12 protein-coding genes are annotated in these 11,522 nt (G+C 68.3%); 3 read left to right on the plus strand and 9 right to left on the minus strand.

Features of this window, described 5'->3' with window-relative positions:
- Window positions 1-15: 15 nt before the first annotated feature.
- The 8 genes from ASG17_RS06105 to ASG17_RS06140 form a co-directional block, all read right to left on the minus strand.
- Entirely contained in the window at window positions 16-645 is a 630-nt protein-coding gene (locus ASG17_RS06105; RefSeq protein WP_056100571.1) for a hypothetical protein, read from the minus strand.
- A 1-nt stretch (window position 646) separates the two neighbouring features.
- Complete coding sequence (locus ASG17_RS06110) at window positions 647-1,270, minus strand: hypothetical protein (protein WP_056100574.1); 624 nt, start codon at window positions 1,268-1,270, stop codon at window positions 647-649.
- Window positions 1,271-1,301: 31 nt separating this feature from the next.
- Window positions 1,302-2,831, minus strand: a complete 1,530-nt coding sequence (locus ASG17_RS06115) for a UbiD family decarboxylase (protein ID WP_056100577.1) — start codon at window positions 2,829-2,831, stop codon at window positions 1,302-1,304.
- 10 nt (window positions 2,832-2,841) lie between these two features.
- Window positions 2,842-3,489, minus strand: coding sequence for a Pr6Pr family membrane protein (locus ASG17_RS06120; protein WP_056100580.1), 648 nt, complete (start codon window positions 3,487-3,489; stop codon window positions 2,842-2,844).
- Window positions 3,489-3,737, minus strand: coding sequence for a helix-turn-helix domain-containing protein (locus ASG17_RS06125; RefSeq protein ID WP_056100583.1), 249 nt, complete (start codon window positions 3,735-3,737; stop codon window positions 3,489-3,491). The genes ASG17_RS06120 and ASG17_RS06125 overlap by 1 nt, the downstream gene beginning before the upstream one ends.
- A 39-nt stretch (window positions 3,738-3,776) precedes the next feature.
- Window positions 3,777-4,616, minus strand: coding sequence for an aldo/keto reductase (locus tag ASG17_RS06130; protein ID WP_056100585.1), 840 nt, complete (start codon window positions 4,614-4,616; stop codon window positions 3,777-3,779).
- A gap of 228 nt (window positions 4,617-4,844) precedes the next feature.
- Window positions 4,845-5,054: a hypothetical protein gene (locus ASG17_RS06135; protein ID WP_156367746.1), complete on the minus strand. Its 210-nt coding sequence runs from the start codon at window positions 5,052-5,054 to the stop codon at window positions 4,845-4,847.
- A 7-nt stretch (window positions 5,055-5,061) separates the two neighbouring features.
- Complete coding sequence (locus tag ASG17_RS06140; protein ID WP_056100590.1) at window positions 5,062-5,289, minus strand: hypothetical protein; 228 nt, start codon at window positions 5,287-5,289, stop codon at window positions 5,062-5,064.
- A 76-nt stretch (window positions 5,290-5,365) separates the two neighbouring features.
- On the opposite strand from ASG17_RS06140, the gene ASG17_RS06145 reads away from it, so the two are divergent.
- The 3 genes from ASG17_RS06145 (at window position 5,366) to ASG17_RS06155 (ending at window position 9,374) form a co-directional block, all read left to right on the plus strand.
- The gene (locus ASG17_RS06145) at window positions 5,366-6,361 is read left to right on the plus strand and encodes a YafY family protein (protein WP_056100592.1); all 996 of its coding nucleotides are present in this window, start codon (window positions 5,366-5,368) and stop codon (window positions 6,359-6,361) included.
- A 69-nt stretch (window positions 6,362-6,430) separates the two neighbouring features.
- Window positions 6,431-7,867, plus strand: coding sequence for a hypothetical protein (locus ASG17_RS06150; RefSeq protein ID WP_056100595.1), 1,437 nt, complete (start codon window positions 6,431-6,433; stop codon window positions 7,865-7,867).
- Window positions 7,868-7,922: 55 nt separating this feature from the next.
- Complete coding sequence (locus ASG17_RS06155) at window positions 7,923-9,374, plus strand: glycoside hydrolase family 125 protein (RefSeq protein WP_056100600.1); 1,452 nt, start codon at window positions 7,923-7,925, stop codon at window positions 9,372-9,374.
- A gap of 212 nt (window positions 9,375-9,586) precedes the next feature.
- Here ASG17_RS06155 and serA read toward each other — a convergent pair whose 3' ends face one another.
- On the minus strand, window positions 9,587-11,479 hold the full coding sequence (serA, locus tag ASG17_RS15920; RefSeq protein WP_056100603.1) for a phosphoglycerate dehydrogenase: 1,893 nt from the start codon (window positions 11,477-11,479) through the stop codon (window positions 9,587-9,589).
- Window positions 11,480-11,522: the final 43 nt, after the last annotated feature.

Genomic DNA, 11,522 nt, shown 5'->3' on the forward strand with positions numbered 1-11,522 from the left:
GATTGGCAAGGCGCGTCAGGCCGCAGGTCCAACCGCTGCAACGGCGCTTGGTTTCGCGGTCGGCGTCGGACCCTCAGGGGCGATCGCGCTCAAGCCGGCGAGCGCCAGGTAGATGGCCGTGTGGGCCCCGACCAGGGCCGCGAAGAGCCACCGACGGCGCGTGAAGGCCGATGGCACGATCAGGGCGAGGTACAGCAACAGATTAAGCCCCATGGTGATCATGGTGGTCACGCCGCCCGGCTTCGCCAGCCAGAAGGGGGAAGACACGGCGATCATGACGATGCTGGCCAGCGAGGTCAGCAGCAGGACCAGCTTCTTGTTGGCCCAGAAGTGGTCGTCCAGCGAAACGCCTTCCTCGACGTCGTAGGGGAACACCAGCGAGGCGGCCAGGAAGTAGATCAGGGCGATCGCGAGGCCCGCGATCAGCAGGCCGTAAGTGAAGGGCGCGTCGCGGAATGTGTTCCATGCGGCGTCCCAGAAGCTGGCGATGTCCAGCATGACGAAGACGGCCAGCAGTGGCGTCAGCCAGCCGATGCGCGCGCGCTTGCGGTTCTGGATGGCGATGGCCATGCCCGTGGCGATGGCGGCGACCGACAGGCCCAGAAGCAGCCCGTAGAAGCTGAAGAAGAACTCGAACGCGCTCATGTCAGGCTCCAGTCGCCGGCGACCAGCCGCCTGCCGCGACAAGGGCAATGGCGGCGCGGCCGACGTTGAACAGGCTGTAGGCGAACAGCACAAACAGCGCCCCCTTCACGGCCCATCGCCACGGCGAGAAGGCCGCCGTCGCCGTGCCGAAGAAGAAGACGCCGAAGCCGATCCACAGGCGCGGCGTGGACATGGCGGCGAAGCCGGCGTCCACGCTCATCAGCGCCATGAACATCACACCGACGATCAGGTTGGCCGCCAGGATGCAGCCGAACACCAGCCGACGGTGCGCCCAGAAGTGGTCGTCCAGATCGATACGTTGCTCGCTACCCTCGGCCGAGACGCGCGGGAATGTCACGCTGGCGGCGATGTAGAAGACCCCCGCGATCACCAGGCCGATGATCAGCAGCGCCTGGTTGAACGGCGCCCCGCGGAAGATGCCCCATGCCTGGTTCCAGAAGGTCGCCACATCTAGCGCCACGAACACCGCCAGCAGCGGCGTCAGCCACCCGAAGCGCACCCGCGCCTTCTCATGCAGCACGCGCGCGAACCCGCCCACGAGCTCGGCCACCGACAGGCCCAGCAGCAAGCCGTAGAAGCTAAAGAAGAACTCGAACGCGCTCATCCGCCCCCCGGCGCCGATTCAGGGGCTCAGCCTATTTCCAGATCGGCGTCTTGTCGCCCGGCAATCCGAGGCGGTCCCACATCTCGCTGACGCGCTCGACGACGGCGTCTTCCATGCGGATTTCCTCGCCCCATTCGCGTTTGGTCTCGGGCGACCACTTGTCGGTGGCGTCCAGGCCGATCTTGGAGCCCAGGCCGCTCTCGGGGCTGGCGAAGTCCAGGTAGTCGATCGGCGTCGACTCGATCACCGTGATGTCGCGCGCCGGGTCCATCTTGGTGGAGATGGCCCACATGACGTCCTTCCAGTCGCGGGCGTCGATGTCGTCGTCCACGACGATGACCCACTTGGTGTACATGAACTGGCGCAGGTAGCTCCAGACGCCCAGCATCACCCGCTTGGCGTGGCCCGGATAGGCCTTCTTCATAGACACCACGGCGATCCGATAGCTGCAGCCCTCGGGCGGCAGCCAGAAGTCGGTGATCTCCGGGAACTGGGCCTGCAGCAGGGGGATGAAGACCTCGTTCAGCGCCTCGCCCAACACGCTCGGCTCATCCGGCGGGCGGCCCGTGAAGGTGGTCAGATAGATGGGGTCCTTCCGCATGGTGATGGCCGTCACCTGGAATACCGGGAAGGTCTCGACCGAGTTGTAGTAGCCGGTGTGATCGCCATACGGCCCCTCCGGCGCGTGCTCGTCCAGCAGCACGTGACCCTCCAGCACGATCTCGGCGTTGGCTGGGACCATCAGCGGCACGGTCTTGCACGGGACAAGCTCGGCCTTGGCCCCCCGCAGCAGGCCCGCGAACTGATACTCGCTCAGGGTATCCGGCACGGGCGTCACGGCGGCCAGGATCGTGCCCGGATCGGCGCCCAGCACGACGGCGCAGGGCAGGGGCTCCTTTGATCCGGCCTTCTTGTGGCGGGCATAGTGTTGCGCCCCGCCGCGGTGGGCCAGCCAGCGCATGATGGCCCTGTCCTTGCCCAGCACCTGCATCCGGTAGATGCCCAGGTTGAAGTCGTCCTCGCGCGCATCCGACGGTCCCTTGGTGACCACCAGACCCCAGGTGATCAGAGGCGCCGGCTCGCCCGGCCAGCAGCCCTGGACCGGCAGGCTGGTCAGGTCGATCTGGTCGCCCTTCAGCACCACCTGCTGCACCGGCGCGGTCTTCACGACCTTGGGCCGCATCGACATGACCGTCTGCATCAACGGCAGCATCTCCATCGCGTCGCCCAGGCCGCGCGGCGGCGTCGGATTGCGCAGAAAGGCCAGAAGTTCGCCGACCTCGCGCAGCTCGGCCGCCGTGGTCCGCGTCTTCTTCTCCATCGTCACGCCCATGGCGACGCGCTTCACCGTGCCGAACAGATTGGCCAGGCAGGGGATGGGGCTGATCGATCCGTCGGGCATCACCGGCTTCTCGAAGATCACCGCCGGGCCGCCGTTCCTCAGCAGCCGGGTCTGGATCTCCGTCATCTCCAGATGGGTCGAGACCGGCTCGCTAACGCGCACCAGCTCGCCCTCGGCTTCCAGCATCTGGATGAAATCGCGCAGGGACTTGTAGGCCATGCCGGCAGGCTTAGGCGGGGTCGGGCGTCCTGTCACGGCCCAGCCGGCGATCCAGCGCCGTGACGATCAGGCCGACCGCCAGGAAGAACGCCAGCAGGCCCGCGTACCAGATCAGGGCGACGGTCCAGCCCAGCCGATCAACATTGACGAAGCCGTACGGCCACCAGTGCGTGAGCAGTCCATGCACGGCGGTCCAGCCGCCATAGACCAACGGAAACGCCAGCCATTTCACCGGATCGACCCAGCGCAGTCGGCCCTTCGCCGTGAACAGCATCCAGTCCAGCAGCATGGCCAGCGGCATCACGTAGTGCAGGGCGAAGTTGGCGACCCAGTCCCAGCCTTGCGGGCTCCAGCTCGAGGCCAGCAGGAAGTGGTAAACCAGCCCCACGACCGCGGCGTACAGGGTCGTCGCCGCCCGCACGCCCTCGCTGTCGGCCCAGCGCCACAGCGCTCCGCGCGGCGCGACAGCCGGGATCACGAAGGCCGCCGTGACCAGGATGTTGGTCAGGATGGTGAAAAAGCTGAAGAAGTTGACCGTCCGCGCGACCAGCGCATCGCCGTGCCCCGCGACCATCAGGACGTACTGCAGCACCAGAGCCGCCACGCCAACGCAGCCGAAGGCGACGCGCCACGGACGCTCGGCGCGCGTCAGTGTCATCAGTAGGCCGGCCGGTCGGACTGCAGCGCCCACAGCGGCAGGTGCAGCGCCCGCGTCGCCGCCTCGATGTGCAGGCTGGTCAGGTGGGCGCGTCCGGCCTCGGCCAACCGCTCGTTCTCGGGCGACAGGTCGAGGCGGGCCGCCAGCTCCTCGACGCTGAGGCCGCGCTGCTCGCGCCATCGTTTCAGGCGCGCGCCGATGGCAGCGTCCTGAGGATCGATGCCGGGAAAGCCGAGAACGGAGCCCATGACGCGTTTCCTGCCGCGCCGCTTGGCGGGCGCTTGCGCCTAGACTTTATCCCACTGGAAGTCCGCGTCCAGCCAGTCGCCCAGACGGCCGTCCGGGCGGGCGAGGGCGTGGATCCGGGCCATCTCGTCGGCGGTCAGCTCGAAGTCGAAGATGCCGAAATTCTCTTCGGCACGGCTTTCCTTGGTCGTGCGCGGAATGGCGATGACGCCCTGCTGGATCAGCCAGCGCAGGGTAACCTGACCCGCCGTCTTGCCATGCGCCTGCGCGATCGCACCGATGACCGCGTCGTCGGCGATTTGCCCCTGCGCCAACGGCGACCAGGCGGTGATCGAGGAGCCGAGCTCCTTGGCCGTGGCCAGCAGCGGCGCCAGGTTCAGATAGGGGTGGTACTCGACCTGGTTGGTGGTCAGCGGCGCCGACGAGATCGCCTGCGCCTGCTTGAACTCGGCCGAGGGGAAGTTGGACAGGCCGATGTGCTTGGTCAGGCCCTGGTCGCGCGCCGCGTTCAGCGCGCCCAGCGTCTCCTCGAACGTCGGCGTCTTCTTGGGCCAGTGCAGCAGCAGCAGGTCGGGCGTAAAGCCCAGGCTCTGCGCCGACTCCTTCGCCTGATCCAGCAGGGCGTCGTGCTCGAAATGGGCGACCCAGATCTTGGTTGTCAGGAAGATCTCGTCACGCGGCACGCCGGAATCGCGAATGCCCTGACCGACGGCGGCCTCGTTCTTGTAGATCCAGGCCGTGTCGATGTGGCGATAGCCGATCTTCAGCGCCGCCGAGACCATGCGCGTCGCATCTTCCGGCTCCAGTTGCCAGGTGCCGAAGCCCAGCAGAGGGATCTCGACGCCGTGGGCGGTGATCGTGGGCTGGTCGCCGTAAGCCATGGTGCGCTCCTGAAGTGGGATGCGTCACTTAGGCGGCCGTCTGGCGATCCGAAAGCCCTCCGCCCGTCATCCACCCACCTCTAGATCGCCATCCTCGGACTTGATCCGAGGGTCAGGCGCCGATCGTGCTGATCGCCGATGGCTTGGAGGACACCGCTTCGGCCTTCGCCGATGGCCCACCAGACAACCTGATCCTCGGATCAAGTCCGAGGATGACGGAGGTAGGGATTAAGTCTGGGCGCTTCTCAACGCGGCGCGCGCGGCGGAGGGTTGAACGATGAACCAGCCGATCCAGGCCAGGCCGCCGATCACCACGCCCGCAACGACGGCGACGACCTGAACGGCAAGAATGGCCAGCCCGAGCAACCGCAGGGCCAGGGTCAGGATCGCCGGCGCCAGGAACCCGACCGCAATGGCGAAGATCAGGGCGCCCGCCATGCCGGCCTCACGCCGCCATCGCATAGACAGGCTCGGCGGCCGGGGCGGCGTGGAACTCGTCCCACATCATGTCCTCGTCCGAGTAACGGGCGGCCGAGCGGGCGTCGATCACGTCGACCACCTGCTCTTCCAGACGGTCCCAGATAACGGCCAGATCCTGCGAACCCGGCGCCTCGCACGGCACGATCAGATAGCGGCTGGCGGCGACGGCGGCGTGGGGAGCGAAGCGGGCCATGAGGTTGTCTCCGGTCTGGGTGACTTGCTGTTGAGCCTAAGGTGATGCAGTGTTGCGTCAGAAACGGACGTATTGAATGCGACACGACAAGGCGGTGCTGGTGATCGAGCTGGCGCGGCGCATGGCCGCCAGCGCCGAGGGCATGACGCTGGATGAGATGGCGGCCGACAGCGGCGTCGGTCGTCGCACCGCGGAGCGGATGCGCGACGCCGTCCTGATGCTGTTTCCCCAGGTCGAGGAGGTGTCAGACCCGCCCAGCAAGCGCTGGCGCATCCGGGGCGGCCTGTCCGCCTTCGAACAGGCGCCGACCTCCACCGAGATGCTGGAGCTGACCAAGGCGGGGCAGGGGCTGCGCGCAGCGGGCGAACCGGCGCGGGCGGCGGCGTTGGAGGGGCTGGAGCGCAAGGTGAAGGCGGCGATGCGCTCGACCACTCTGAACCGCATGGCGCCCGATCTGGAAGCCTTGGTCCGGGCCGAGACCATCGCTGTCCAGGCCGGCCCGCGTCCCAGCGCCGACGAGGCCATGCTGACCGCTATCCGGGGCGCTGTCCTCGCGCAATGGCCGCTGGGCTTTACCTACTCCCGCCCCGGCGCCGAGCCGCGCCGACGCAGCGTCGCGCCGTGCGGCGTCATGTTCGGCCGCGCCAACTATCTGGTCGCCGCCGACCGCGAGAGCGGCCGCATCCAGACCTTCCGCCTGGACCGGATGAGCAGCGTCGCGGCGCAGGAGGGCCACGCGCCGGCGCCCGCAGATTTCGACCTGGCCGCCTATGCCAGCCAGTCCTTCGGCATCTACCAGGACGAGATCGAGGACGTGGTCATCCGCATCGCGCCTGACCAGGCGAGCGAGGCCAGGAGCTGGCGCTGGCACCCGACCCAGGCGTTCGAAGATCAGGCGGACGGCTCGGTCATCGTGCGGTTCCAGGCGTCCGGCATGCGCGAACTGGCCTGGCATCTGTTCACCTGGGGCGAGGCCGCGACCATCGTCGCGCCGCCGCGCCTGAAGGCGGTGATGGCCGGGGAACTGGCCGCCGCCCGCCGCGCTCTTGACGCCGCGACCGCCGCTTCATGACCAAGGCTTAAGGTGACGCCTGGGTCGGACGCCGCTAACGCAACGCTGCTGATCCGGAGCCGAACCTCGATGCGCCTCGCCGCTGCCTTCGCCGTCCTGTCGCTTGTCGCCACGAGCGCCTGCGCCGCCGCCCCGATGGCGCCGCCCGCCCAGATCGCGGGCAAGCCCCGTGTCGAGACGGTGGTGACGCGCGACGGCGATCTCTGGACGGTGGACTATGCGTTCGACCGCGACGTCCCGGCATGGGCCTTCTTCCAGTCGGCCCTGCTGCGCGAGACACGCCAGCCGTGGCGCCCCGCCTGGTGGTCGGTCCAGACGCCGGGCGTAGTGCTGGATCGCCAGGGCGACCGCGACGTGCTGCACACCCTGGACGGCTCGCCTGTCCCCCGCACCGTCCGCATCGTCATGCGGCCCCAGCCCGGTGATCTTGAGGCCGAGTACGATCCGGCCCTGATATTCACCGACGGCGCCGTGGCTCTGTACTCCGGCCAGTTCGACGTCATTCCCATGCCGTCCGTCGCCGCCGCCCGTGCGCTTCCCGTCGACCTGAACGGCGTCGACGTCCCGGGCGGGCCGTCCGTCGTCACCTGGCGCGACCGCGCCGGCCCGGTGCTGTTCAAGGGTCAGCGCGTCGCCGCGCCCACGGCCGAAGACGCCAAGACCTATGTCCTGTTCGGCGAAGCGGCGGTGAAGGGGGGGCGGGGCGTCACCACCGTCATCGACCCTGGCCTGCCGCACTGGCTGGGCGACGAGCTGGCGCAGTTCACCCCGCGCGTCATGGATTTCTACGCCCAGCGGGTCGGCCCGCACGGCGGCGACCAGCCGACCCTGATGGTCAGCTGGACCGGCCCCACCCAGCACCTGTCCAGCATGGGCGGCAGCGTCCTGCCGGGGCTGATTTCGATGAACTTCGAAGGCGAGGGCGTGCTCGGCCCCGACAAGGCCGCCCTGGACCGCGCCCACTGGTTCATCGGCCATGAGTCGGCGCACTTCTGGATGGGCTCCAACGGGCTGGAATACGAGTTCGCCCGCGACGCCTGGATCACGGAGGGCGGGGCCGACCTGATGGCCGTGCGCGCCATCGCCGCGATCGACCCGACGTATGACGCCCGCGCCGAGCTGCAGACCGAGGTGGACGACTGCGTCCGTTTGGCCGCCGGCCAGCCCGTCGCCACCGCCTATCAGCGCGGCGACCACCGCGCCTACTACGCCTGCGGCGCCGTTTGGGGGCTGGTGATCGAGGCGGCGCAGAGAGCGCGCATGGGCGGCGATTATTTCGACGTGGTCCGCGGCTTCAAGGACGGGCCGGTCGGCGCCGACGGCAAGCTGACGCGCGACGAATGGCTGACCCAGCTGACCCGCCTGTCTGGCGATCCGACTCTGGCCATCGACATCGCGCGCATGCTGGACGACGGCGTGGCCAATCCGTCCGCCGTTCTGGCTCGCCTGTTCGAGCGCAGTGGCGTGGCCTATCGCCTTGACGCCGGACGCGTCGTCCTGAACTGACTCGACCGGAGCTCACCTGCGGCCCATCCTCTTGATCCACGAGAGGAACCGCTTGATGCCGATTGATCGCCGCCAGCTTCTGGGCGCGGCCGTGCTGGCCTCAACCGCGACTTCGACCCGCGCTCAGGAAGCCCTCAGCGGGGAGCCCTCTGCCGTCAATCCGCTGGCGAACGGCCGCCCCGGCCCGGCGGCACGCCACTTTCGCAGCCCGGCGGTGGACCAGACCATCGCCCAGGTCGAGCGGCGTCTCGGCAGGCGCGGCGATCGCGGCAAGCTGGCCCGGATGTTCGCCAACTGCTTCCCCAACACGCTGGACACCACGGTCGAACTGGGCGAGCGCGAGGGGCGGCCGGACGCCTTTGTCATCACCGGCGACATCCCCGCCATGTGGCTGCGGGACTCATCGGCGCAGGTGCAGCCCTATGTCTCCTTGGCCCCGCAGGACGCCACGCTGCGCCGCCTGCTGGCCGGGGTGATCCACCGTCAGAGCGCCTCCATCGTGCTCGACCCCTACGCCAACGCCTTCAACAAGGGGCCGACCGGCTCGCCCTTCGCCTCAGACGAAACCGAGATGAAGCTCGGTGTCTGGGAGCGGAAGTGGGAGATCGACAGCCTCTGCTACCCGGTCCGCCTGGCCCACGCCTACTGGAAGGCCACAGGCGACGTCACGCCCTTCGACGCCGTCTGGCGCGAGGCGGCGAAGGCGACCCTGCGCACCTTCCGTGAGCAGCAGCGCAAGGACGGGCGCGGCCCCTATTCCAACAAGCGCACCACCGGCTGGAGCCCCGACATGGTGCCCGGCCAGGGCTGGGGTCATCCGATCCGGCCGGTCGGCCTGATCTGTTCGCTGTTCCGCCCGTCGGACGATGCGGCGACCTTCCTCTTCCTGGTCCCGTCCAACATGTTCGCCGTCGTCTCGCTGCGCCAGATGGCCGAGATGCACGAAGCCATCGCGGGCGATGCCGCCTTCGCCGCCGAATGCCGCGCCCTGGCCGACGAGGTGGATGCGGCGCTGAAGGCCCACGCCATCGTCGATCACCCCGTCCACGGCGCGGTATGGGCCTATGAAGTTGATGGCTATGGCGGGCGCGTGATGATGGACGACGCCAATGCGCCCAACCTGATCTCGGCGCCCTATTTCGGCTACGGCTCGACCAGCGACCCGGTCTATCGCCGCACACGAGCCATGCTGCTCAGCGACGACAATCCGTGGTTCCACAAGGGGACGGCAGGGGAGGGCATCGGCAGTCCCCACACCCCCGGCCGCCGCGTCTGGCCCATCGCCGTCACCATGCGCGCCCTGACCAGCACGGACGACGCCGAAATCCTGACCTGCCTGCGCACCCTGATCGCCACCGACGCCGGCACAGGCTTCATGCACGAGGCCTTCGACATCGACGACCCGACGCAGTTCAGCCGCCCGTGGTTCGCCTGGGCCAACACCCTGTTCGGCGAGCTGGTGCTGACGCTGTTCCGCACGAAGCCGGGGCTGCTGGAGCAGGTGTGACGGCGTTCGGCTGGCCACGCATCCCTCTCCCAGAGGGAGAGGGCTTGAGGCTCCAAGAGCCGGAGGCGATTGGCCAAGCCGAAAGGGTGAGGGGACTGCGCTATCCGGAGAAGGTCCACCCCTCACCCTTTCGCGCAAAGACTGATCGCTACGCTCTCAGGCGCTCAAGCCCTCTCCCTCCGGGAGAGGGAAAATTGCGGCGAGCCTACCCCCTACTGGATCGTCCTGAACCGCAACGTCCCCGGCACCGTCTTCAGCCCCTTCAGCGCGTCCGGATCATACCCCTTGTCCACATCCGTAATGACGTAGCCCGTCCGTTCGTCCGTCTTCAGGTGCTGGCCGACGATGTTCAGGCCGGCGGCGGTCAGTTCGCGGTTCAACTCGGCCATCACGCCGGGCTGGTTGCGGTGGATGTGCAGCAGGCGGTGCGCGCCCGAAACTTCGGCCAGCTGCACGTTCGGCAGGTTGACGGCGAAGGTGGTGTCGCCCCGGTTGAGATAGCCCAGCAGCCGCTCGGCCGCGAACTCGGCGATGGCCTCCTGCGCTTCCTCGGTCGAGCCGCCGATGTGCGGCGTCAGGATCATGTTCTTCAGGCCGCGCAGAGCGCTGTCGAACGGGTCCTGATTGGTGCGCGGCTCCTCGGGGAACACATCCACGGCGGCGCCGGCGACGCGGCCCGAGCCCATGGCTTGGCTCAGGGCGCCGATGTCAACGACATGTCCGCGTGACAGGTTCAGGAACAGCACGCCCGGCTTCATCTTCGAGAACTCGGCCGCGCCGAAGATGTTGGTGTTCTCGCGCCGCCCGTCCACGTGCAGGCTGATGACATCGCTCTCGGCCAGCAGGTCGTCCAGCGACCGCATGCGCCGCGCATTGCCCAGCGCCAGCCGCTCGGCCAGGTCATGGAAGACGACCCGCATCCCCATCGCCTCGGCCAGCACCGAGAGCTGGCTGCCGATGGCGCCGTAGCCGACGATGCCCAGCGTCTTGCCGCGCAGCTCGCGCGATCCATCGGCGGACTTGTTCCACTGGCCCTCGTGCATGGCGGCCGACTTGTCGACCACGTCGCGCATCAGGGTGATGGTCAGGCCGATGGCCAGTTCGACGACCGAGCGGGTGTTGGAATAGGGGGCGTTGAACACGGGCACGCCGTGGTCCGCCGCCGCCGTCAGGTCGATCTGGTTGGTGCCGATGCAGAAGGCGGCGATTGCCATCAGGCGGTCGGCGTGCTCCAGCACCCGCGCCGTGACATTGGTCTTGGACCGGATGCCCAGCACGTGGACACCCTTGATCTTCTCGATCAGGTCGTCCTCGTCCAGCGCGCCCTTGACCGTCTCGACCGAGTAGCCGGCCTCTTTCAGCCGCTCGACGCCGACGGGGTGGGTGTTCTCCAGCAGCAGGATGCGGATGCGGCTACGCGGAAAGGACCAGCGGCCGCTCAGGCCCTCGGCATACAAAATCTCGTCCAGCGAGGCGGCTTCGGCGTCGGCCACATCGACGACACGCTCGCGTCGGACGACTTCGGTGAAGGCGTAGAAGCGCTCGGCCGCGCCGGCCAGCTTGACCTCGGCGTCGTTCCAGCCGTCGCCGACCATCACTACCGGATCGGTCAGGCCCAGCGCCGCGATCGCCTTGGGCTTGCCGTTCTCGCGCGACAGCGGATTGGCGTCGTCCAGGCCGATCACGCGGCCCTCGTCGTCGTAGCGGAAGTCGTTGGCCAGCACGCGTTCCGGCGCGATACCCAGATAGCGGGCGACCGGCGCGATCACCTCGCGGAAGCCGCCGGATATGATGAAGATGCGATCGGCGTGCGTCTCGAAGAACTCGACATTGCGCTTCACCGAGGGCGTCAGGGCCGACACGGCGCGGTCGGCCAGCGCCTCGATGTGCTCGCGCTGCAGCGGCAGCAGCGCCAGCCGCCGACGCAGGGCGTCGCCGAACTCGATCTCGCCTGCCATGGCCTGATCGGTCAGCTCGGCGATCTGCGCGCGCAGGGCCGTCGAACTAGGGTCGCCCCCCAGTACCATGTCTGCCAGGGCGTCCAGCGTCTCGAACTGGACCAGCGTGGAATCGAAATCGAAGATCAGGATGGGGGAGCCGCTCATGCGCCCCCTATCCTCCAGCTAAGCCGATGCGGCAACGCCCGGC

The sequence above is a fragment of the Brevundimonas sp. Leaf363 genome (assembly GCF_001424025.1).
Classification (GTDB): Bacteria; Pseudomonadota; Alphaproteobacteria; order Caulobacterales; family Caulobacteraceae; genus Brevundimonas.

Excerpts from the sequence above, each read along its gene's own strand:
- ASG17_RS06105 (WP_056100571.1), bottom strand. The coding sequence starts at position 645 with ATGAGCGCGTTCGAGTTCTTCTTCAGCTTCTACGGGCTGCTTCTGGGC.
- ASG17_RS06110 (WP_056100574.1), bottom strand. The coding sequence starts at position 1,270 with ATGAGCGCGTTCGAGTTCTTCTTTAGCTTCTACGGCTTGCTGCTGGGC.
- ASG17_RS06115 (WP_056100577.1), bottom strand. The coding sequence starts at position 2,831 with ATGGCCTACAAGTCCCTGCGCGATTTCATCCAGATGCTGGAAGCCGAG.
- ASG17_RS06120 (WP_056100580.1), bottom strand. The coding sequence starts at position 3,489 with ATGACACTGACGCGCGCCGAGCGTCCGTGGCGCGTCGCCTTCGGCTGC.
- ASG17_RS06125 (WP_056100583.1), bottom strand. The coding sequence starts at position 3,737 with ATGGGCTCCGTTCTCGGCTTTCCCGGCATCGATCCTCAGGACGCTGCC.
- ASG17_RS06130 (WP_056100585.1), bottom strand. The coding sequence starts at position 4,616 with ATGGCTTACGGCGACCAGCCCACGATCACCGCCCACGGCGTCGAGATC.
- ASG17_RS06135 (WP_156367746.1), bottom strand. The coding sequence starts at position 5,054 with ATGGCGGGCGCCCTGATCTTCGCCATTGCGGTCGGGTTCCTGGCGCCG.
- ASG17_RS06140 (WP_056100590.1), bottom strand. The coding sequence starts at position 5,289 with ATGGCCCGCTTCGCTCCCCACGCCGCCGTCGCCGCCAGCCGCTATCTG.
- ASG17_RS06145 (WP_056100592.1), top strand. The coding sequence starts at position 5,366 with ATGCGACACGACAAGGCGGTGCTGGTGATCGAGCTGGCGCGGCGCATG.
- ASG17_RS06150 (WP_056100595.1), top strand. The coding sequence starts at position 6,431 with ATGCGCCTCGCCGCTGCCTTCGCCGTCCTGTCGCTTGTCGCCACGAGC.
- ASG17_RS06155 (WP_056100600.1), top strand. The coding sequence starts at position 7,923 with ATGCCGATTGATCGCCGCCAGCTTCTGGGCGCGGCCGTGCTGGCCTCA.
- serA (WP_056100603.1), bottom strand. The coding sequence starts at position 11,479 with ATGAGCGGCTCCCCCATCCTGATCTTCGATTTCGATTCCACGCTGGTC.